The 20,508-nt window shown below is 64.7% G+C and carries 21 protein-coding genes; 7 read left to right on the plus strand and 14 right to left on the minus strand.

Annotated features, from left to right (window positions below; genetic code table 11):
- Nucleotides 1-63: 63 nt before the first annotated feature.
- The 8 genes from KXR83_RS11850 to KXR83_RS11885 all read right to left on the minus strand — a co-directional run bounded on the left by KXR83_RS11850 (nucleotide 64) and on the right by KXR83_RS11885 (nucleotide 8,781).
- Entirely contained in the window at nucleotides 64-2,448 is a 2,385-nt protein-coding gene (locus KXR83_RS11850) for an ATP-binding cassette domain-containing protein (protein ID WP_437425030.1), read from the minus strand.
- A gap of 106 nt (nucleotides 2,449-2,554) precedes the next feature.
- Entirely contained in the window at nucleotides 2,555-3,025 is a 471-nt protein-coding gene (locus KXR83_RS11855) for a nitroreductase family deazaflavin-dependent oxidoreductase (RefSeq protein ID WP_437425031.1), read from the minus strand.
- The gene (locus tag KXR83_RS11860) at nucleotides 3,025-3,435 is read right to left on the minus strand and encodes a VOC family protein (protein ID WP_030164251.1); all 411 of its coding nucleotides are present in this window, start codon (nucleotides 3,433-3,435) and stop codon (nucleotides 3,025-3,027) included. The genes KXR83_RS11855 and KXR83_RS11860 overlap by 1 nt, the downstream gene beginning before the upstream one ends.
- 5 nt (nucleotides 3,436-3,440) lie before the next feature.
- Entirely contained in the window at nucleotides 3,441-3,890 is a 450-nt protein-coding gene (locus tag KXR83_RS11865) for a helix-turn-helix transcriptional regulator (protein WP_030165636.1), read from the minus strand.
- The gene (locus KXR83_RS11870; RefSeq protein ID WP_437425361.1) at nucleotides 3,887-5,947 is read right to left on the minus strand and encodes a heavy metal translocating P-type ATPase; all 2,061 of its coding nucleotides are present in this window, start codon (nucleotides 5,945-5,947) and stop codon (nucleotides 3,887-3,889) included. The genes KXR83_RS11865 and KXR83_RS11870 overlap by 4 nt, the downstream gene beginning before the upstream one ends.
- Before the next feature lie 166 nt (nucleotides 5,948-6,113).
- Nucleotides 6,114-6,758, minus strand: coding sequence for a DUF305 domain-containing protein (locus KXR83_RS11875; RefSeq protein WP_437425032.1), 645 nt, complete (start codon nucleotides 6,756-6,758; stop codon nucleotides 6,114-6,116).
- A gap of 89 nt (nucleotides 6,759-6,847) precedes the next feature.
- Entirely contained in the window at nucleotides 6,848-7,273 is a 426-nt protein-coding gene (locus KXR83_RS11880; protein ID WP_437425033.1) for a DUF6153 family protein, read from the minus strand.
- Between the two features lie 77 nt (nucleotides 7,274-7,350).
- Nucleotides 7,351-8,781, minus strand: a complete 1,431-nt coding sequence (locus tag KXR83_RS11885) for a hypothetical protein (protein ID WP_437425034.1) — start codon at nucleotides 8,779-8,781, stop codon at nucleotides 7,351-7,353.
- A 306-nt stretch (nucleotides 8,782-9,087) separates the two neighbouring features.
- Here KXR83_RS11885 and KXR83_RS11890 point away from each other — a divergent pair, with 306 nt between their 5' ends.
- Nucleotides 9,088-9,720 (plus strand): hypothetical protein, encoded by a 633-nt coding sequence (locus KXR83_RS11890; RefSeq protein WP_437425035.1) that lies wholly within the window; start codon nucleotides 9,088-9,090, stop codon nucleotides 9,718-9,720.
- A gap of 6 nt (nucleotides 9,721-9,726) precedes the next feature.
- Here KXR83_RS11890 and KXR83_RS11895 read toward each other — a convergent pair whose 3' ends face one another.
- The 3 genes from KXR83_RS11895 to KXR83_RS11905 form a co-directional block, all read right to left on the minus strand.
- On the minus strand, nucleotides 9,727-10,161 hold the full coding sequence (locus tag KXR83_RS11895) for a hypothetical protein (protein ID WP_437425036.1): 435 nt from the start codon (nucleotides 10,159-10,161) through the stop codon (nucleotides 9,727-9,729).
- A gap of 155 nt (nucleotides 10,162-10,316) precedes the next feature.
- Nucleotides 10,317-11,396 (minus strand): redox-regulated ATPase YchF, encoded by a 1,080-nt coding sequence (ychF, locus tag KXR83_RS11900; protein ID WP_023963187.1) that lies wholly within the window; start codon nucleotides 11,394-11,396, stop codon nucleotides 10,317-10,319.
- Between the two features lie 69 nt (nucleotides 11,397-11,465).
- Entirely contained in the window at nucleotides 11,466-12,692 is a 1,227-nt protein-coding gene (locus tag KXR83_RS11905; RefSeq protein WP_437425037.1) for an AI-2E family transporter, read from the minus strand.
- A 101-nt stretch (nucleotides 12,693-12,793) separates the two neighbouring features.
- Between KXR83_RS11905 and KXR83_RS11910 the strand changes: the two genes are divergently transcribed.
- Entirely contained in the window at nucleotides 12,794-13,906 is a 1,113-nt protein-coding gene (locus tag KXR83_RS11910) for a DNA glycosylase AlkZ-like family protein (RefSeq protein WP_437425038.1), read from the plus strand.
- A gap of 4 nt (nucleotides 13,907-13,910) precedes the next feature.
- Here the strand turns inward: KXR83_RS11910 and KXR83_RS11915 are convergent, their stop codons facing one another.
- On the minus strand, nucleotides 13,911-14,165 hold the full coding sequence (locus tag KXR83_RS11915) for a hypothetical protein (RefSeq protein WP_062798692.1): 255 nt from the start codon (nucleotides 14,163-14,165) through the stop codon (nucleotides 13,911-13,913).
- 217 nt (nucleotides 14,166-14,382) lie between these two features.
- Here KXR83_RS11915 and KXR83_RS11920 point away from each other — a divergent pair, with 217 nt between their 5' ends.
- The 5 genes from KXR83_RS11920 (at nucleotide 14,383) to KXR83_RS11940 (ending at nucleotide 19,132) form a co-directional block, all read left to right on the plus strand.
- Nucleotides 14,383-15,900: an AlkA N-terminal domain-containing protein gene (locus KXR83_RS11920; protein ID WP_437425039.1), complete on the plus strand. Its 1,518-nt coding sequence runs from the start codon at nucleotides 14,383-14,385 to the stop codon at nucleotides 15,898-15,900.
- Nucleotides 15,900-16,403 carry a methylated-DNA--[protein]-cysteine S-methyltransferase gene (locus tag KXR83_RS11925; RefSeq protein ID WP_437425040.1) on the plus strand — a complete coding sequence of 168 codons (504 nt, stop codon included), beginning with the start codon at nucleotides 15,900-15,902 and terminating at the stop codon, nucleotides 16,401-16,403. The genes KXR83_RS11920 and KXR83_RS11925 overlap by 1 nt, the downstream gene beginning before the upstream one ends.
- A gap of 51 nt (nucleotides 16,404-16,454) precedes the next feature.
- Entirely contained in the window at nucleotides 16,455-17,606 is a 1,152-nt protein-coding gene (locus tag KXR83_RS11930) for a DNA recombination protein RmuC (protein WP_437425041.1), read from the plus strand.
- A gap of 141 nt (nucleotides 17,607-17,747) precedes the next feature.
- On the plus strand, nucleotides 17,748-18,242 hold the full coding sequence (locus tag KXR83_RS11935) for a hypothetical protein (RefSeq protein WP_437425042.1): 495 nt from the start codon (nucleotides 17,748-17,750) through the stop codon (nucleotides 18,240-18,242).
- Between the two features lie 71 nt (nucleotides 18,243-18,313).
- Nucleotides 18,314-19,132 (plus strand): DUF6542 domain-containing protein, encoded by an 819-nt coding sequence (locus KXR83_RS11940; RefSeq protein ID WP_437425043.1) that lies wholly within the window; start codon nucleotides 18,314-18,316, stop codon nucleotides 19,130-19,132.
- An 11-nt stretch (nucleotides 19,133-19,143) separates the two neighbouring features.
- Here the strand turns inward: KXR83_RS11940 and KXR83_RS11945 are convergent, their stop codons facing one another.
- Nucleotides 19,144-19,704: a nucleosidase gene (locus KXR83_RS11945; RefSeq protein ID WP_437425044.1), complete on the minus strand. Its 561-nt coding sequence runs from the start codon at nucleotides 19,702-19,704 to the stop codon at nucleotides 19,144-19,146.
- Nucleotides 19,701-20,507: a fructosamine kinase family protein gene (locus tag KXR83_RS11950; protein ID WP_437425045.1), complete on the minus strand. Its 807-nt coding sequence runs from the start codon at nucleotides 20,505-20,507 to the stop codon at nucleotides 19,701-19,703. The genes KXR83_RS11945 and KXR83_RS11950 overlap by 4 nt, the downstream gene beginning before the upstream one ends.
- Between the last annotated feature and the right edge of the window lies 1 nt (nucleotide 20,508).

The raw sequence follows: 20,508 nt of genomic DNA on the forward strand, positions 1-20,508 counted from the left end.
ATCAGATCATCGCACACACCTAACTCGTCGTTACGGCGCGCGAAGCGGCCCCCAGCGGCGCGTTCAGGCGCCGACGTACGCCGCGAGGTGTTCGCCGGTGAGGGTGGACCGAGCCGCGACGAGATCGGCGGGTGTGCCCTCGAAGACAACCCGGCCACCGTCGTGGCCGGCCCCCGGCCCCAGATCGATGATCCAGTCCGCGTGTGCCATCACGGCCTGGTGGTGCTCGATGACGATGACCGACTTCCCCGACTCGACCAACCGGTCGAGCAGGCCGAGAAGATTCTCGACGTCGGCGAGGTGGAGGCCGGTAGTCGGTTCGTCGAGCACATAGATCCCGCCCTTGCCGGCCATCTGGGTGGCCAACTTGATCCGCTGCCGTTCACCACCGGACAACGTGGTCAGCGGCTGTCCGAGCTTGATGTAGCCCAGCCCCACATCGGCCAATCTGTCGAGGATCTTGTGGGCTGCAGGCAGTTTGGCATCACCATCGCTGAAGAACGCTTCCGCCTCGGCCACCGACATGCCCAGCACTTCGCTGATGTCGCGTCCGCCGAAGGTGTATTCGAGCACCGCGGCCTGGAACCGTTTGCCGTCGCACTCCTCACAGGTGCTGGCCACCCCGGCCATCATCGCCAGATCGGAATAGATGACGCCCGCGCCGTTACAGGTGGGGCAGGCGCCCTCCGAGTTGGCGCTGAAGAGCGCAGGCTTGACGCCGTTCTCCTTCGCGAAGGCCTTGCGAATGGGGTCGAGCAATCCGGTGTACGTGGCCGGGTTACTCCGCCGCGACCCCTTGATCGGGGCCTGGTCCACAGAGATCACCTCGTCGAGACCGGTCACCGAGCCCTGGATGAGCGAACTCTTACCCGATCCGGCGACCCCGGTGAGGACAACGAGCACGCCGAGAGGGATGTCGACGTCGACCTTCTGCAGGTTGTGGGCATCGGCCCCGCGTACCTCCAGAGCGCCCGACGGTTCACGCACCGAGGGCTTCAGCTGGGCCCGGTCGTCGAGATGGTGCCCGGTCAGGGTGTCGCTGGCACGTAATCCCTCCACGGTGCCCTCGAACATCACCTGACCGCCTTCGGTGCCGGCGCGCGGACCGAGATCCACCACGTGGTCGCCGATCGCGATGGTCTCCGGCTTGTGCTCCACCACCAACACGGTGTTGCCCTTGTCGCGCAGCCGCAGCAGCAGACCGTTCATGCGCTCGATGTCGTGTGGATGCAGCCCGATCGTCGGTTCGTCGAAGACGTAGGTGACATCGGTCAGCGATGACCCGAGATGCCGGATCATCTTGGTGCGCTGCGCTTCTCCACCGGACAGGGTGCCTGAGGGTCGGTCCAGTGAGAGGTAACCCAGCCCGATCTCGACAAACGAGTCGAGTGTCTGCTGCAGGTTGGACAACAAACCGGCCACCGACGGCTCGTCCAGTCCACGCACCCACTCGGCGAGATCGCTGATCTGCATCGCACAGGCATCGGCGATGCTGATCTTGTTGATCTTCGACGAGCGGGCCGCCTCGCTCAGCCGTGTGCCATCGCATTCCGGACACGTCGCGAAGGCGACCGCCCGTTCGACAAACGTTCGGATGTGCGGTTGCAGCGCATCGATGTCCTTGGACAGGAACGACTTCTGCATCTGCGGGATCAGCCCTTGGTAGGTGAGGTTGATGCCGTCGATCTTGATCTTGGTCGGTTCCCGATAAAGCAAATCATTCAACTGCTTCTTGGTGAACTTGCTGATCGGCTTGTCTGGGTCGAAGTAGCCGCAGCCCCGGAAGATTCGGCCGTACCACCCCTCCATGCTGTACCCGGGGATGGTGATGGCGCCGTCGTTGAGTGACTTGTCGGCGTCGTACAGCGCCGTGAGGTCGATGTCGGACACCGACCCCCGACCCTCACACCGCGGGCACATGCCACCGGTGATGCTGAAGGTCCGCCGCTCCTTGGTCTCCCGTCCCCCACGCTCGATCGTCACCGCACCGGCGCCGGAGATCGACGCGACGTTGAACGAGAATGCTTGCGGAGAACCGATATGCGGTTTGCCGAGGCGGCTGAACAGGATTCGGAGCATCGCGTTGGCGTCGGTTGCCGTTCCGACAGTGGACCGTGGGTCTGATCCCATTCGCTGTTGGTCGACGATGATGGCGGTGGTGAGGCCGTCCATGACGTCGACTTCCGGACGGGCCAACGTGGGCATGAACCCCTGCAGGAAAGCGCTGTAGGTCTCGTTGATCATGCGCTGCGATTCGGCAGCGATGGTGCTGAACACCAGCGAGCTCTTGCCCGAACCGGAGACACCGGTGAACACCGTGAGCCTGCGCTTCGGGATCTCCACGCTGATGTCTTTGAGATTGTTCACCCGAGCACCCTGCACGCGGATCAGGTCGTGGGTGTCGGCGATGTGGGGTTCCTGCGATTGCGGTTTCTTGGTGGTGGCCATGCTGCTCCGGTCTCCATCTGTTGGCGCGACGTCGCGGCAGAGCGCCGACTCGGTCTAGTTTCGTACAGCGTACTGGGTTTCCCGGACCCTGGGTGCCAGTTGAGGATCAGCGCGGGGTGAGCCGAACAAGCGGGTACTGCCTGTCGGACTTCTTCTGATACTTCGCGAAGCGGGGCTGTGCCTCGACGATTCGTTGCCAGGCCGGTTCGCGCTCAGGTCCTTCCAGTCGTCGCGGCGTCACCGCAACGACGTCCTGACCTGGCAATTCCATCGACGCCCGGTCTGGAGCGGCCATCAGATTGGCGTACCAATCAGGATTCTGGCCCCCGCCGCCCGACGCGATGATGAGCCGGGCACCCTCGCCGTCTTCGAACCACGTCACCGGTGATTGCCGCGGCTCCCCCGTACGTCGGCCGACGGTGTGCAGGACAAGAAGGTCCATACCCATGAAGGTCGCCTTGCCCCGTCGCATGCGGGTGATCGTCCGTCTGTTCGTGCGCTGCTGCATCCACCGCGACAACCGCCCCGGCTTCTTACCGCGACTCTTGCGGCCGTCCGCTTGTTTGCTGTCCGTCATCACGCGACTTCCTGGATACGGATCATGTTGCCTGCCGGGTCACGGATCGCGCAGTCCCGGATGCCGTAAGGCTGTTGCGTCGGCTCCTGCACCACCTCGGTGCCGTTTGCCTGCACACGCTCGAACGTGTCGTCCAGGTCTTTGGTGGCGAGCAGCAGGCTCGCGTACGTGCCCTTGGCCATCATCTCGGTGATCGTGCGCCGCTCATCGTCGGTGATGCCCGGGTCGGCACCCGGCGGGGTCAGCACGATGTTGACGTCGGGCTGGCCCTTCGGTCCGACCGTGATCCAGTACATGTCGTTGTAGCCGACCTCGTTGCGGACCTCGAAGCCGAGGGTGTCCCGATAGAAGGCCTTGGAAGCCTCGGGGTCGGTGTGCGGAAGGAAACTCGAATGAATGTTGATGTCCATGGCGCTCACGCTAGTTGGGCCGCGACGCCTTTGGCTTCTCGATTCCTGATCGGTCTGGCCACCTTTTTAGTGACGCAGGACGGCATACCTGCGGTCTCACCCGCGGCCTCACTTCGGTAGGTGCTCGGCGACATCCCGACCAACTCGGTGAAGCGGGTGCTGAATGTTCCCAGCGATGAACAACCCACGGCGAAACACACTTCGGTGACGTTCAGATCACCCCGCTGGAGCAGCGCCTTCGCACGCTCGATCCGCCGGGTCATCAGATAGGAATAGGGCGACTCGCCGTAGGCGAGCTTGAACTGGCGGCTGAGATGACCTGCCGACATGTTCACTCCCCGGGCGAGGGCTTCGACGTTCAGTGGTTCGGCGTACTCGCGGTCGATCCGATCGCGGACACGTCGCAGCAGAGCAAGGTCTCTAAGGTTCTGCGCGGCGGCGGAGTCGCTGGTCACAAGCGTGATGTTGCCATGTCTGCCCCACCTTGCCCAGTGTTCTCGGCCTTGTTTCCTGCAGCGCGGGCGTCCGGCCGCAGATCCAGCCGACGCAGGAGCTGCGCGTTGAGTGCAACCACAACCGTCGACACCGACATGAGGATGGCGCCCACCGACATCGGCAGCACGAACCCGATCGGGGCCAGCAGTCCAGCAGCCAGCGGTACGGAGATCAGGTTGTAACCGGCTGCCCACCACAGGTTTTGCTTCATCTTTCGGTAGCCCGCCTTGGACAACTCGATCACCGACACAACCGAACGCGGATCGTCTCCGGCCAGGATGACCCCTGCCGATGCGATCGCGACATCGGTCCCGGCGCCGATGGCGATGCCGACGTCGGCCTGGGCCAGCGCGGGCGCATCGTTCACCCCGTCACCCACCATGGCGGTCGTGCGTCCGGCGCCCTGCAATTCCTTGACCTTCGACGCCTTGTCCTCCGGCCGAACACCGGCGAACACGCGGTCGATGCCCAGCTCGGTCGCCACCGACCGGGCCACGGCTTCGGCGTCGCCGGTGATCATGACAACCTCGATGTCGAGTTGATGCAGTGCCGCAACAGCTTCCCGCGATTCCGGCCTGATGTCGTCGGCCAACTTCAGTGCTCCAACCACTTCGTCGTCGACGAGTACGTGCAGGATGATGGCTCCGTCGGCACGCCATTTCTCGGCCACCTCGACCTCGGCGCGCTGATACCGCTCCAACATGCGCGGGCCCCCGACCCGGACTTGCCGCCCTTCCACCGACGCCAACACCCCTTCGGCCGGCGACGCCCGGAACTGTTCGGCCGGAGGAATCTGCAGCTGTCGCGCCTTGGCGGCCTCCACGATCGCTTTGCCCAACGGGTGCTCGCTGTCGGACTCCACCGCCGCGGCCACGGCAAGCACGTGGTTCTCGGTCGATGTGCCGACCGCGTGGACCGCGACGACCGTCGGCTCGCCTTGCGTCAACGTGCCGGTCTTGTCGAACAGCACCGCGTCCACCGACCGCATGCGTTCGAGAGCGAGGCGGTCTTTGACCAACACACCTGCGCGGGCAGCGCGCTCGGTGGCGATTGCGACCACGAGAGGTATCGCCAGCCCGAGAGCGTGGGGGCACGCGATCACCAGCACGGTGATGGTGCGCACCACCGCGTCGTCGGTGGATCCGAGAACCGACCAGACGATTGCAGTGAGGGCTGCGGCACCGAGCGCGTACCAGAAGAGCCACGCGGCCGCGCGGTCGGCGAGGCGCTGTGCCCGCGACGACGAGTTCTGTGCCTCGGACACCAGTCGCTGGATTCCTGCCAGCGCAGTGTCGTCACCGATGGCCGTAACGCGAACGCGCAGAGCAGAATCGGTGGCGACGGTTCCGGCCACCACCGCGTCCCCGACCGTCCGGCCGACGGTGCGCGATTCGCCCGTCACCATCGACTCATCGACCTCGGCGGTCCCGTCGATGATCGTCCCGTCGGCCGGCACACTCGCTCCCGGGCGCACGAGAACCACGTCATCCAAACGGAGTTCCGCGGGAGGCACGAGCACCGTGGTACCACCGTCGATCTTCTCGGCCTCGTCGGGCAACAACGCTGCCAGCGAGTCGAGTGCCGATGACGTCTGTGCCAACGAGCGCATCTCGATCCAGTGCCCGAGAAGCATGATGACGATCAGCAGCGCGAGTTCCCACCAGAAATCCAGATCATGATGGAGCACCTCGAGACTTGCCCCCCAAGACGCGACAAACGCGACCGTGATGGCAAGAGCGATGAGCAGCATCATTCCTGGTGCCCGCGAGCGGATCTCGCTGATCGCACCGCTGAGGAACGGACGGCCGCCCCACACGAACATGACCGTGCCGAGCAACGGCGAGATCCACGAGACCAACCCGTGGTCGGGTACTTCGTAGCCGACGAGCATCGCGAACATGCCCGAGAAGCCGACGACCGGGACTGCCAGCGCGAGCATGATCCAGAACAGTCGGCGGAACTGTCCGACGTGATCGCCGTGGCCGGCATGTCCCCGATGACCACCCTGGTGGTCCATTCCCTCATGAGTGCCGTGATGTTCGGTGTGAGCCGAGTGGTTGTGCATCGTGTCCATGCCTCGAATGTATACCCCCCAGGGGTATCTGTCGAGGAGCTCTTCAACAACAAAGGCGCTCCCGCCGTAGCCGGAGCGCCTTTGCTTGGTATTTCGATTTCTTGTGCGGTCAGGACTGCAGGAGCGACCTCATGGTGTCGATCTCCTGCTGCTGAGTCGCTGCAATCGTCGTCGCGAGTTGCTTGGCTGCCTGGTGTGCTCCGTCGGAGATTTCGGCGTTTGCCATCTCGATGGCGCCGGCGTGATGTTCGATCATCATCGCCAGCCAGGCCTGGTCGAACTCCGCGCCACTCTTGGTCGCCAGGTCTTTCATCTCTTGCTCCGACATCATTCCGCTCATGGTGTCGTCGCCATGATGCATGTCGCCTTGATCTCCACTTTCCGAGCTGGGATCGGGTTGGCCCCACTGCTTCAACCACTGGGCGAGCTGCTCCATCTCCGGCCCCTGAGCCGACTCGATGGCATCGGCGAGCTGGACGACCTCCGGAGTGGTGGTCCGACCGTCGACCAGTTGGGCCATCTCCACGGCTTGCGCGTGGTGGGGGTACATCATCTGCGCAAACATCACGTCGGCATCGTTGAACGTGGCGGCCTGCTCCGAACTCGATGCCGAAGGAGCAGCGGACGATTGGTGGGACATCGAGCCCATGTCGTGGTCACCGTTGTCAGAACTGCACCCCGCAAGAAGTAGGGTTGCCGAAGCAGCGATGCCGACTAGCGCGAAACCGGTTCGGCGAGAACGTGTTTTGTACATGATTGTTCCTTCGAATGTTGATAGGGATCGGCGTGCGAAAGACACACGCCATGACGAGGACTCGCCCGCGGGAAACGGGCGGGAGTCCATCAGATCCTCAAGATCGACAACTTTTCGAGGGAGGGCGCGGCCCAGGGTGGGGCGCGCGAGGCGTATCTGCCGTTGCCAGGGACGTGGATTCGCGGTCCGGCGTCGACGCTTTGGCGCCCGAGTAGCCGACGCACGATCAGCAACACTGACGCGACGGTTATCAACGCCATGCAAAGGGCCATGGCTGCGTGCGCCGTCCAGTGGGTGCTGTCGGCTGCCATCGCCGGCGGGGCCATGGTTGTGTGGCCCGCATGCTCGTGGTGCGTGGTGACTGCGGCATGTGCGCCTGCGACACCATGCGCCGGTGCGTGCACCATGGGCACCGAGTGCATGAGGAGGACTGCCAGGAGCGCTGCAAACGCCGACGCCGCGACAGTGGCCGTTGGACCGACGAAGGCGGGGTCAGTGCGCTGCGTACGCGTCATCTCACCCTCCTCGTGTCGGCCAAACTCGACTATACCCCCGTAGGGTACCGAAGCAAGTAGGTCGACTTCGTCTCGAGCTACTTCGTGGCTTGGCGTATCGCAGGTTGCGTAGCAATCTGCTGTCCGGCGCGTGTGTTGATCCAGATCTTCCGGTCGCCATTAAGGACCACTCGAATGATGCCCCGGGTTTTGAGGTCGTGGTGCTCTTTGCACAGGCACTCGAAGTTCGCTTCGATCGACCACCCGCCGGCCATGGGGTCAGCATGGTTGAACGGCACGATGTGGTCGAGCTCGCATTTGTCCGCGGGAACGAAACAGCCCGGATAACGGCAATGCCCATCGAGCGCACGCACTATTCGATTCAGCCTTGCCCCGGGTCGATATCGCAACGCGCCCGGCGGCGGCGTACTCCAACCACCGTGGCCATCCTGATCTGGTGGCGCTTTCAGGGGCGGCGGCAGGCCCAGGTTCTTCTCCCCCAGCACGATTCGACTTCCGCCGTCGACCGAGCTCATCAAAACCGCCGTGATGTCGTCACGGGTGATCGCCGCGCCTGCGGCTGTGGTGAACAAGTCGAGGAGTCCAGAGACAGCCTTTTCCCCGATCGTCACCAAGCCCCGCCACCTGGACCGACCTGCCAACGTCCGCGACTGTTCACAATCGAGCGGCCCATACCCGAGCAGATATCCCGGATTCGACGACAACCCCAGCACGGTCGGCAGATCAACCACCAGCTCCGTCCACGCACGTGGCGCCAGGCGCGCGGGATTCCGCTCTGCATCGGCCAGGTCGCGCGTGTCTGCTTCTGAGCCGACGGCTGATTCTGCGGGATTCGACGTCTCGTCCGCAGCGGCTTCAGTCTGGCCATGGCTGGTTGCGATCGCATCGAGCACCGCGTCCACCTGTCCGGCCCGGTCCGGCGCCATTTCATCGAGCTGCGCTTTGACCCGGACCGCTTCTTCCGCAGTGCACGCGGTGATCAAACTCGCCATCCCACCCGCACGCCGACGCACCACCACCCGCCGAGCCGGATCGGCTACCTCGTCATCGTCCGCGGCCTCCGGCTCAAACAACATCAGATGACGATCCAGTTCTTCGGAAAATGAGTTTTCACCCAACAGCATCGCGTCGTCCGCGAGCACACCGTCCAGGTCCATCAGCGCGTCCCGGTACCCCCGCGAGGCCCGGTGATGCAGCGCCTTGAGCTTGCCGATGCTCACCTCACCGGCATCAAACGCCTCGGCCAAAGCCGGCAGGTGATCCAGCAACCGCCGACACCGCAACAAATGATCGGCCTGCCCGGTGGTGCATCGCCACGCCACCGCGATCTCACACGCCGCCGCTCGAGTGCCGTTCTCGTCGTCGTTGCTGGAGACATACCGGTAGTACTCGAGGCCGTCATCGAGCCGCCGCGCCCACGCCCGATTCACCTCACGAACCCCAGACTGCACCCGCGACAACAACTCCAACGCCTCAGCGTCCATCGTGGTGGCCCCCGCCCAACTCATGACTCGAATATACGTTCGAGGTCTGACAATCTGCCGCAGCCGACCGCCGATCTAGCCGGCGGCCCCGGCGCCAGTTGTGAGCGCGGCTGATATCAATTAGAAGTTGCCGGGCTCGAAGCACTTGCTCCCCAGCGACGCGAAACTGAGTAATTGGTGGAGGGCAAACTTTGCGGCCGAAACGTCGGCCCAACCCGTTCTGGAACAAACTCAGGTGTTCAGGACTGCGAGGTACCTACATCGCGATCACCGGCTCTGTATGTGCTGAGGGGTCCTACCCCGGGAGTATTCAGCAACTACAGTCCAGGCGTGGCCTTTGTGAACACTGTGCTGGTCGGCATCCTTACAATTCTCGGTGTTTGGTTTGCGTGGCGTCAGCTGGTGATCGCGCAGGCTGAGTCGGTCGGCCGGACCACCATGATCAGTTCGATACCGCAGCGACAGGCAGACGGTGCCGTCGATCGTGACTATGCGATCAAGGTGTGGTCGCATGGTCCGGGCAAATTGCATGCTGCTCGATTGGACATCACTCACGCGGGTCTCGAGAATCTGCACTCGGATCGTGTCGCCTTGCTCGACTCCTCTACACCGCCGATCGAGTGGGACGTCCGGCTGACCGAGGAGCAGGCCGCGAACGCCTGGCTGGTGTTGTCGTGGGGTGCCACGCGCACAACATTGTTCGGCCGCCCAATGTTGGTAAGCGAGGCGGTGCGGACCCGGTTGAACCTGTGGGATGAGATTGGCCAGCGTCCAGCGATGGAGGTGTGGCGATACCGGAAGCCGTTCTGGTTCTGGAACTCTTACGAGAACCATCGTCGGCGCTGGCTGTTGGGCAGCGGCCGGCAAAGGCAGCTCGGTGAGTACAAGACGTTGGCGGTCCGGCCGCGCAAGCTCTCGCAGGGCCCGTTCGTTGACCCCACGGTCCCGAACCGGAGTGAATGACCGGTCCTAGTGCTCGATGTCTTCAGGTAAGACGTAGTTGCCGAGGTGGTGCACGCGCCATTCGACTGATGTGTTGACCCTCGTGAGGATGAGGCGGGCGTCGTAGGGCATATCGGCGGTTACCTCGGATGAGGTGTCGAGGTCGATGTCGAAGATCTTCATGTAAGCGAGGTCCGGGTCTTCGGCGGCCGGGCCCGTATTGGTTCCGACACCCAAGTTCTTGTTGGCGGGTAGCTGAGGTTGCGCGTCGGTGAAGTCGCCCAACGATCCCCGTGATTGTGGGGTGCGGCCGCGGCGCGAGCATGTGCAGTTGGTTTCCGGGAGAGCGGCGCAGAACGCCGACCCGAGTCTGGCCGGGAGACTGCTCAGTGGTCGGTAGTTCGTGTTGATCTGAGACGAGCTGGCTGCGTCGTGGTCACCGTTCAGTGCGCGTTCGGCCACGGCACCGCGACCCTCACGCTAAACACATACAGCCACCTGCGGGACGACGCCAACGATCGCACTCGCAAGGCCTCTGAGGCCATGTTCGCAGAGGCTCTCAAACCTGCTGCGGGACGTCTGACGGTGGGCCAAGGTTGGCCCTATGACCCGCAATCTCAAACGTTGAAGCGGAACTCCACCACATCGCCGTCGGCCATCACGTAATCCTTGCCTTCCATCCGGACTTTGCCTGCAGCTTTCGCCGCAGCCATCGAACCGGCGGCATCGAGGTCGTCGAATGACACGATCTCGGCTTTGATGAAGCCCTTTTCGAAGTCGGTGTGGATGACACCTGCAGCCTTGGGTGCGGTGTCGCCCTTGTGAATTGTCCACGCGCGCGACTCTTTTGGTCCCGCAGTGAGGTAGGTCTGCAGCCCGAGGGTGTGGAATCCCGCGCGAGCCAGTGAATGCAGGCCGGGCTCGTCCTGGCCGATGGAGTCGAGAAGTTCCTGCGCATCCTCGGCGTCGAGTTCGAGCAACTCGCTCTCCACCTTGGCGTCCAGGAACACCGCGTCTGCCGGGGCCACAACAGCTTTCAGTTCAGCGATGCGGTCGGCGTCGGTGAGCACGGACTCGTCGGCGTTGAACACGTAGAGGAACGGCTTGGTGGTCATCAGATGCAGCTCACGAAGTTTCGCGAAGTCCAGCGAGTCCTTCTGCGAGAACAGGGTCTTGCCTTCGTCGAGCACCTTCTGCGCGGCCTGGGCGGCCGCCACGACCTCGACGAGGTCCTTGTTCTTCCGCGAATCCTTCTCCAGCCGCGGCAGCGCCTTCTCGAGCGTCTGCATGTCGGCGAGGATGAGTTCGGTCTCGATCACCTCGATGTCGGACACCGGATCGACCCGGCCGTCCACGTGCACCACATCGTCATCGGCGAACACCCGTACCACCTGGCAGATGGCTTCGGCTTCGCGGATGTTGGCGAGGAACTGGTTACCCATCCCCTCGCCCTCCGAGGCGCCCTTGACGATGCCCGCGATGTCGACAAACGACACCGTGGCCGGCAAGATCCGCTCGCTGGAGAAGATCTCCGCGAGCCGGGCCAGCCGCGAGTCGGGCAACTCCACCACACCGATGTTGGGCTCGATCGTGGCGAACGGGTAGTTCGCGGCGAGCACATCGTTGCGGGTCAGCGCGTTGAAAAGGGTGGATTTGCCGACGTTGGGCAGTCCGACGATACCGAGGGTAAGACTCACAACCGACCAGTCTAGTTGCCGCCCGGAGCACGTCGGCGCGCCGTACGATCCCCGGCGCCGCGTGAGTGCCTACGTGGGTTCGGGATCGGTGGGCAATTCGCCCTTGGGAACCACCAGATCGTCGTCCTCTTCGTCCGCTTTCACCGTCTCGCCGGCGCGGATGGCGATCTGCTCGTCGAGGTACCGCAGGATCACCGTGCCGACCGCGGCGACCGGGACCGCCAAGAAGGCACCGACGATGCCGAACAGCGATCCACCAAGCGACACCGACAGCAAGACGATGACGGCATGCATGTTCATCGATCGCGATTGCAGCCACGGCTGCAGCACGTTTCCTTCCAACTGCTGCACGGCCACGATGATGCCCAGCACGATCAGGGCAGTCCACACACCGTTGCCGACCAGGGCCACCAACACCGCCAGAGCGCCAGCGACAAACGCACCGACGATCGGGATGAACCCGCCCATGAACGTGATGATGGCCAACGCATAGGCAAGTGGCACACCGAGAATCACCAAGCCGAGCCCGATCAGCACGGCGTCGATCAAGCTGACCAACGCCTGGGTACGGATGAAGGCACCCAACGTGGACCACACTCTCGTCGACACCTCTGCGAGGTGCTCGGCGACCGGCTGTCCGCTCGCCCGGCGGAGCCATGGCACAAAACGCGGTCCGTCCTTCAGGAAGAAGAACACCAGGAAGATCACCGTGAAGAGCGTGATCAGAACAGACGTCGCCGCGGTGACTCCGGAGAAGACCCCCGAGGCGATGGTCGCGCTCGAGTCCTGAATGCGGCTGGTGATGGCGTCCACGCCATTGTTGAGCTGGTCTTCGCTGAACCGGAACGGCGGACCGTGCAGCCACTCCTGCACCTTCTCGACACCCTCGGTGGCCTGGTTGGCCAGGTCCGTGGACTGATCGACGATGGACGGCGCGATCGCACTGATCACCCCGGCCACCACCAGAAGTGCCAGGACCAGGACCAAACCGGCGGCAGCCGCAGGCGCGACACCTTTGGACCGCAACCAACGCACGGGCGGCCACAGCACCGTGCAGATGATGATCGCGATGGCGATGGGCAACAAGATCGTCCACAACTTGCCGACGACCCACGCCGCAATCCACGCGGCGATCGTGATCAAGATGATCCGGAGGCTGTGCTTGGCCGTCCACGCCATACCGTTCCCGATCACCCTGCCGCGGGTGGGGTGAGACCGGCGGCGTGGACCGGTCACCGACTTGGTGATCTTGGGCCGAACCTGCTCCGAGGGGTCGTCCGACGGTGTTGTTGCCATGGTGTGATCGTCACATATGACGCCGACCGGGACCGAACTCGACATCGAACGGCTCACAGGATGTCGCCGGTGCTCCGTACGGTTGTCACGAGGAGGTCATCATGCAGTCGATTCGTCGCGAACAGGTTCTTGCTGCCCGGTGGTTCACTCAGCAACTCGAGCGCCCTGACCCGACGGGCGACGACTGCGATCTGCTCGACTTCGGTGTGCAGGACACCGGACCCGACGGCGCCCCTTGGGCTTTGACGATCCGGGGGATGTCAGCGGCAGCGATGCAGGATCTCACCGTGGCCTGGACGGTCCGTGGAGCGCCGCACTACTACCGTCGGGCAGACCTCGATGATGTCGCGGTGGCCGTCAGCCCCTACTCGTCACTCGATGCCGCCAAACGGATCTTCGACGCCAACAAGAAGTTCAAGGACGCAGGCGTCGACACCCTTGTGGCGCTGCGCGAGCTTGCCACCACGATGCGCGCCATCGTCACCGACACGATGGTGAAGGGCGAGATGTCGAGCCGGTTGTCCGCCGAACTGCCGGAGCACCACCTTCGGGACTGCAAACCGTGCGGTGCGGTGCACCCACATGAGCAGACGTTCCGGCTCGCGGCTCTGCAGGCCGGTCTCGAACTGCTCCCGAACACCAGTCCACCGGTGTTGCACAGGGTGAAGGGTCTGCGCCCCAACGAGTTCCGCAGGCCTGACGCCGATGCGTCGCCACGATTCGACCTCATCCGCAACTACCTGCGGTTCTACGGCCCTTCCACGGCCCAAGAGGTGGCGGCGTTCTTGGACTCACCGGTGAAAGAAGTCAAGGCGCACTGGCCCGATGACGTTCTCGATGTCGACGTCGACGGTCAGGGCAAATCTGCATTAGTCGATGCAATCGACCTACTCACCGATCCCCCACAGCCGACGGCAGTTCGGCTCGCCGGACCTTATGACGCCCTGCTGCAAGGACGCGACCGAGAGATGCTGGTCCCCGAGGTTGATCGCCGTAAAACCGTGTGGCCGGTCCTGGGCAGACCGGGAGTGATCTTTGCGGCAGCCGAACCTGTGGGCACCTGGCGTCCCGCCAAGTCGGGCAAGAAATTACGAATTAAGGTCGAGCCGTGGGTTCGTCACACCACCAAGATGCAAAAAGCAATCGCTGCCGAGGCCGAGAGATTGGCCCAGTTCCGCGGCGTCGAACTCGCCGGTATCGACACCGTGGAGTGATGCTCTAGGCGCGTCGCCGCTGCAGCCAGCGGAACATTCCGCCGACCGCGTCGAGGTCTTGCTGCACCGGGTCCACATCCTTCGGCTGCGGGAGATCCGTACCCGCCGCGGGCCGGACCGACCCGGCAGAAGCGTTCTTCTCGGCCTCGATCGCCGACCGCACCGACTGTTCGCCGTACAGACCCATCATGATCTCGACGCCCCAGCCGGGAAACTGCGACAACGGCGCCTCTTTGCGTCCCCATCGTGTTACGTACATATTTCCACTCTGGCACGGGTTTGACGTTTTGTCCGCCTTTTCCTGCGCAAAGAGCCTGAAAGTCGACCGTTCCGGGACAACCGTGACAGCCTCGACGTGATCTGGGACACAGCGTCTCACGCGGGCCGTCAGACGTGCGTGAACCGCCCAGAATCCCGGTGACGGCCGCGTCCGATTCCCGCTAGTACGAGCGCCGGAATACTGCAAGAGTGGTGCCATGCCCACCACCGCGATCAGCGCGAGCCAACTCGACTTCGACCGATGCTTCCGCGCGCTGCAGGCACGCGACGCCCGGTTCGACGGTCAGTTCTTCGTAGCGGTGCGCACCACCGGCATCTACTGCCGGCCATCGTGCCCGGCCATCACTCCCAAGCCGCGCAACGTCTCGTTTGTCCTGACCGCCGCGGCCGCCCAGCAGAACGGCTACCGCGCCTGCCGTCGCTGCCTACCCGACGCCGTCCCGGGTTCACCGCGCTGGAACATCAACTCCGACCTCGCCTCACGCGCCATGCGACTGATCGAGGACGGCATCGTGGACCGGGGCGGCGTGAACGGCCTGGCCCAGCACCTCGGATACTCCCCACGCCAACTCGGACGGGTTCTCGGCGAACAGATCGGCGCCGGACCACTCGCCCTGGCCAGGGCCTATCGGGCCACCACCGCGCGGATGCTCATCCAATGCACCACGATGCCGATGTCGGACATCGCATTCGCCGCGGGCTTCGCCAGCATCCGGCAGTTCAACGACACGGTGCGCGAGGTGTTCGCGCAGACGCCCACCGCTTTGCGCGCCAAGGGTGCCACCAACGCACCCGGTGCGACCGGTAGTGCCGTCACACTCAAACTTGCTGTCCGCCAGCCATTCACACCGCCCTGGCTGCGGTGGTTCCTGTCCGGGCACGCCGTGGCGGGTGTCGAGAGCTGGGATGGCCGTATCTACCGACGTTCGATGTCGCTCCCGCACGGGCCGGTGATCGTGGGTCTGGAGATCCTGTCCGATCATGTCCGCGCCGACCTCCGGTTGCACGACATGCGCGACCTGGGGGTCGCCGTGCACCGCATCCGGCAGTTGCTGGATCTGGACGCCGACGTGGCCGCGGCCAACGAGGTTCTCGCGGCGGATCCTGCTCTGGCACCCCTGATCGCCGAACGCCCTGGCATCCGGGCCCCCGGATGTACCGACGCCTTCGAGGTTCTCCTGCGTACGATGATCGGCCAGCAGATCTCCTTGCCTGCCGCACGGACCCACGCCGCCAAACTGGTTGCGGCCCTGGGGGAACCGCTGACCGAGCCGGACGGCGACATCACCCACCTCTTCCCCACGGCCGACGCGGTGGCCGAGCGAGGGATGCAGGTGCTCACCGGGCCGGCCGCCCGCACCTCGGCCATCGTCGACGTGAGCCGAGCCGTCGCCAACGGTCGCCTCACCATCCACCCCGGGATGCCGGCAGCAGAGGTGCGTACCCAGCTACTCGCCCAACGCGGAATCGGTTCGTGGACCGCGGACTACGTGACGATGCGACTGCTCAACAACCCCGATGTGCTGCTCAGTACCGACCTGGTGCTCAAACGCTCGGCCCAGGACCTGGGGATCGATCTCGGCGCCACCGGGCACTGGTCGCCGTGGCGCTCGTACGCATCGATGCACCTGTGGGCCCATGCACTCGCACGAACCGTTCCGATATTGGCGTCTGCAACCACCTCTATCCCTGCACCCACAAGAGAGAAGATCTGATGAGTACAGCCGCCTGGTCCACCATCTCGACCCCCACCGGACCGTTCACCATGATCGTCGACAGCGACGGTCAGGTGCTCGCCTCCGGATGGTCCGACGATCCCGAGTACCTCAAAGCCCTTGTCCACAAGTCGATCCGTCCGCTGACGTTGGTGGACAAGCCCGATCTGGGTGAGGTCACCACTGCCGCGAAGACGTACCACCAAGGCGACCTGACGGCCATCGACAGCATCCCTGTCCGACAACGATCGGGTGAGTTCCTCGAACATGCCTGGGACGTGCTGCGAGAAGTGCCCGCCGGGGCTCCGGTCAGCTACACGGAGTACGCGGCCCGCAGTGGCAGACCCGCCGCGATCCGCGCCGCTGCGAGCGCATGTGCCCGCAACGCCGCGGCACTGTTCGTCCCGTGTCATCGAGTGCTGCGTACCGACAAGACCCTCGGGGGGTTCCGGTACGGCCTCGACGTCAAACGATGGCTGATCGCCCACGAAGAACGGGCCTGAGACCACCGCGCCTCCCCGACGATGTCCGACTCCTGATGCACCATCAACACCATGGGTACCACCGCAGTTCTGCTGCTCGTCCTCGGGCTGGTGATCGGATTCGCGCTCGGCTGGTTTGTGCACGCCGGCCGATCCAACACCGAAGTGGCTGTCGCGCGGGCGGAGGCCGAAGCCGCGCACGCCAATCACGAATTACTGGTGCGATCGTTGTCGACAGCCAGCGAGGATGCCGCCCGCCGCCAGTCGGGGGCGATCGGGCAGCAGGTCTCGCACATCGTCGGCCCGCTGCGTGACACGCTCGACTCTCTCGCGGGCGAACTGCGCCGTACCGAACGCAACCGCATCGCGGCCTATGCCGGCCTTTCCGAGCAGGTCACCGGAATGCGCCAGACCACAGCACATCTGGGGTCGCAGGCCGAACAATTGGCCGGAGCGCTGCGTTCCCCACAAGCCCGTGGAAGGTGGGGCGAACTGCACCTCGAGCGCGTGATCGAGGCGGCGGGCCTGCAGCGCCACTGCGACTTCACGACGCAGGCCGCCGGAACCACCAACGACTCGAGCCGCGTCCGGCCCGACCTCGTGGTGCACCTTCCCGGCGGCAAAGACATCATCATTGACGCCAAGGTGCCGTTGTCGGCATATCTGGAAGCCGCTGAGAGCACCGATCCCACCGCACGGGCGCAGGGCTACCGCGCGCACGCTCGCGCCCTGCGCGCTCACGTGCAGCAGCTGTCGTCGAAGTCCTACTGGGAATCGGTCGGCAACTCACCCGAGTTCGTGGTGCTGTTCGTCCCGGGTGAGGCAATCTTGGAGATGGCGTGCCGCGCCGACCCAGACCTCCTCGATTTCGGATTCGATCAGAACGTCGTGATCGCCACCCCCACCAATCTGGTTGCCCTGCTCCGGACGATCGCGCTGGGATGGCGCCAGGAAGCTCTGACCCGAGATGCCCAGCAGATCCACCATCTTGGCAAAGAGCTGTATCAACGCATTGGGATGGTCACCCGCCACCTGGACAAGCTCGGGGGTTCGCTGTCCAAGGCCGTGGACTCCTACAACGGTGCGATCGGCACCATCGATTCACGGATCACCGTCACCGCCCGCAAGTTGTCCGAACTCGACGCATTCGCCGACCTCGATGACCTCGCCCCACCGGTTCCGATCGACTCCCAGCCCAGACGCACCGGCGCCGGACTGGTCTGACGTTCATCAATCGGCCTTCTTGGAATGGACAACACGACTTGGAAGGCCCCGTCGCGCGGCTTCCTAGTCATCTTCAAGCCTCGTCCAAGCGGCAGACGACACAGTGATTCCAGTTCCCTTCAAAAGCCTGGAGTCAGTCACATGTATGTCAGCCGCGTTCCTCAGACACCGTCATCCGGAACTCTTCGCAGCGCCGGCGTGATCAGTGGCTGGCTCCTCACCACCGCAGCCGTGGGTGCATTTGCATTCGCGGTCGGAGACAACGCCGACCGCGAGCTGACCGGTGAGGTGATCACGCCTGCGGCCACCGTGGCCGCCAATGTCGAACCTACGAACACCGGCTCGCTCGGCAGTGTTCTCACACACGCGAAGGTCACCGCGGCCGTAGTGAACGCGACTCGGACCACCGGGCAACAGCCCGGCTGCACCAGAGTCGGATCGGCCGACCACGTGCGCAGCCTGCTGATTCGGGAACGAGCCGTGCAGTCATCCAACCGGCGCGGACCACGGACGCTGGCGCGGGCGGCGGACTTCACGTGCCCGAATGCCATCACCGCGACGTTCACGGGAACCCGCGTGGGGAGCGTTCCCGGGTCGGGACTGCCGGGCCGGGCCTCGCTCGACGGCCCCCGTTAGCGATACTCGCCACAGTTCGATCCAACGGGTTCGTTACCGGGTTTCTCAGGGTTTACCGGTACGGTCGACATGTGATTTCTGGCCCGCGCTCTCGCTCGGGGGTTCCCCTCGATGAGCAATCCGCACTTCCCACCGCACCCGGGGTTCCGTGGTGGGGCGCGGTGTTGCTCGCCGGTGGCCTGACGGTGTTGGGTGCTGTGCTCGCGCTCGCCGGTGACGAAACCAGTCTCGGGTTCGGATTCCGGGCGCTCTATGTGATCGGCTGCATCGCCGCGGTACTCGCGGTACGCCGACGCGCGCTGTTCACCGCCGTCACACAACCCCCGCTAATCCTGTTCGTCGTCGCGGTGGTAACCCTCTACTTCCTGGTGTCGGACAGTGACTCCGGCGTGAAGCGGCTGATCTTCAACGTGGCTCTTCCGGTTGCGAAGCTCTTCCCTCTGATGGGCTGGACCTTTGTCGCGGTGCTCGCGATCGCAGCGGCCCGGGTGTGGCTGACACATCCCAAGAAGACAGTGGTCCTGACCAAGAGCGATCGTCGCCCGGCAACGGGACGACGCCCTGCTGCATCCGCAGACGCTCCGGCGCGAACCCGTGCGAACCGGTCCGACGAGTCGACGCCACCCGCGGCGACCACTTCGCGGTCGCGAAGTGGCCAAGCGCCTCGGGCGGGCACCGCCCGATCCACCGAGCCGCGCGAACGCGCTGCCAACCGGGCATCGGATCCGGCTGCGGCCCCTCGCCGCCGCCGGGCTGTTCCGGAAGCCCCCGAGCCGCGTCGCAGGCGTGCATCGTCGTACGACGACCCACCGCCGCCGGGCGCACGGGCCTACCGGGCACCCGATGATCTGACCAACGCCCCCCGGCTCCGATACCGCGAACCCAGCTAACGTCCTCCGGGTCAGTACGCCTCCGCGACGTGGGTTCTGAGCCAGTCGCCGAGGAGTCCGGCCACCGTATCCACTCTGGCGGGCCAGTCCATGGCCTGCGCATCTGCCTGGTCGCTGACGACCTTGACCAACCGGCAGCGCGCCCCGAATTCTCCGGCTGCCCGGGCGATCGCGAAACCCTCCATGTCGACCAGCGCCGCCCGATGCGCCAGCGCATCGCGGTGAGCTGGGTCGGCCACAAAGGTGTCTCCGGTGGCCAGTTCGCTGCCGTCCCCGTCAGGCAATTCGATCCGGTCCACCACCGGGTAACCCATCGCGGTGAGAGCGGCGCTGCTGATGTCGTGCTGATGCACCACCGATGGCACGTACAGGCCGGCCATCGAAGGCCGGAGCGCTCCGGCGGTGCCCACGTTGATCACGGTCACCGACGCGGGATCGGGGTGGGCCGCCAACGACCGGGTCACCGCAATCGACGCGGCGACCTTGCCGATCCCACAGATGAGCAGCGGCAGTTCGGCAGGTACGTGGGCTGCCTCTGATCGGGTGGCCGACACCACCAGGATGTTGCTCACCGCGCCATCTCCAGTGTGCGGCGGGCAGCCCGGCCCAGTTCGACCCCGTAGTGCGGACCATGGCCGGCCGCGTGCACGGCCAGCGGATGTAACTGATGCAACGCAATCCGCTCGCGCCAACCGGGTTCCAGCGGGTGGGTGTCCTGGTACCCCTCGATCACCGACCCCAGTTCCGGGCAGCCGAACAACGCAAGCATCGCCAGATCTGTCTCACGGTGTCCGCCGTGCGCGGCAGGATCGATCATCACCACCCCTTTCGATGTCCACATCACGTTTCCGTTCCACAGATCACCATGGATTCGTGCCGGGCGCTCACCGTCGTCGAACACCCCCGCGCCGATCAACTCACACGCCGCCCTGGTGTCCGATTCGTCGACCGCACCAAGATTTCCCGCGGACACCGCATCGTCGAGAAATGGGAGCACTCGCTGGCGGGCGTAGAAGGCGCCCCACGTGGCGGTCGGGTCTGACGGCATCGGACGCCGGCCGATGAACATCTGGCCGTCGAAATCAGGTGGCCCGCTCCCGAACTCATCGGCCCCCGCATCATGCATCATCGCCAGAGCGGACCCGAAGTCGCGTGCGGCGGCCTTGCCGGGCGCCGACGTCGCCACCCTGGCCAAGGTGATGTGCTCAGCTCCGACATCCACTACCCGCACGACAGGAGCTCCAGCGGCAGCGAGCCACCGGAGACCAGCCGCCTCGGCCATGAAGAAATCGGGGTGCACTCCGGGCTGATGCTTGCGGTACTCGTCTGCGCTCACCCGTCCAGCGTGCCGGATCACCGTAGGGCGCACTACCATC

This window comes from Williamsia muralis, from assembly GCF_051487485.1.
Taxonomy (GTDB): Bacteria; Actinomycetota; Actinomycetes; order Mycobacteriales; family Mycobacteriaceae; genus Williamsia; species Williamsia muralis_B.

Bases quoted from the DNA above. Each gene is read 5' to 3' on its own strand.
- KXR83_RS11850 (WP_437425030.1), bottom strand. From the start codon at position 2,448: ATGGCCACCACCAAGAAACCGCAATCGCAGGAACCCCACATCGCCGAC.
- KXR83_RS11855 (WP_437425031.1), bottom strand. From the start codon at position 3,025: ATGACGGACAGCAAACAAGCGGACGGCCGCAAGAGTCGCGGTAAGAAG.
- KXR83_RS11860 (WP_030164251.1), bottom strand. From the start codon at position 3,435: ATGGACATCAACATTCATTCGAGTTTCCTTCCGCACACCGACCCCGAG.
- KXR83_RS11870 (WP_437425361.1), bottom strand. From the start codon at position 5,947: ATGGACCACCAGGGTGGTCATCGGGGACATGCCGGCCACGGCGATCAC.
- KXR83_RS11875 (WP_437425032.1), bottom strand. From the start codon at position 6,758: ATGTACAAAACACGTTCTCGCCGAACCGGTTTCGCGCTAGTCGGCATC.
- KXR83_RS11880 (WP_437425033.1), bottom strand. From the start codon at position 7,273: ATGACGCGTACGCAGCGCACTGACCCCGCCTTCGTCGGTCCAACGGCC.
- KXR83_RS11885 (WP_437425034.1), bottom strand. From the start codon at position 8,781: ATGAGTTGGGCGGGGGCCACCACGATGGACGCTGAGGCGTTGGAGTTG.
- KXR83_RS11905 (WP_437425037.1), bottom strand. From the start codon at position 12,692: ATGGCAACAACACCGTCGGACGACCCCTCGGAGCAGGTTCGGCCCAAG.
- KXR83_RS11910 (WP_437425038.1), top strand. From the start codon at position 12,794: ATGCAGTCGATTCGTCGCGAACAGGTTCTTGCTGCCCGGTGGTTCACT.
- KXR83_RS11915 (WP_062798692.1), bottom strand. From the start codon at position 14,165: ATGTACGTAACACGATGGGGACGCAAAGAGGCGCCGTTGTCGCAGTTT.
- KXR83_RS11920 (WP_437425039.1), top strand. From the start codon at position 14,383: ATGCCCACCACCGCGATCAGCGCGAGCCAACTCGACTTCGACCGATGC.
- KXR83_RS11925 (WP_437425040.1), top strand. From the start codon at position 15,900: ATGAGTACAGCCGCCTGGTCCACCATCTCGACCCCCACCGGACCGTTC.
- KXR83_RS11930 (WP_437425041.1), top strand. From the start codon at position 16,455: ATGGGTACCACCGCAGTTCTGCTGCTCGTCCTCGGGCTGGTGATCGGA.
- KXR83_RS11935 (WP_437425042.1), top strand. From the start codon at position 17,748: ATGTATGTCAGCCGCGTTCCTCAGACACCGTCATCCGGAACTCTTCGC.
- KXR83_RS11950 (WP_437425045.1), bottom strand. From the start codon at position 20,507: ATGGTAGTGCGCCCTACGGTGATCCGGCACGCTGGACGGGTGAGCGCA.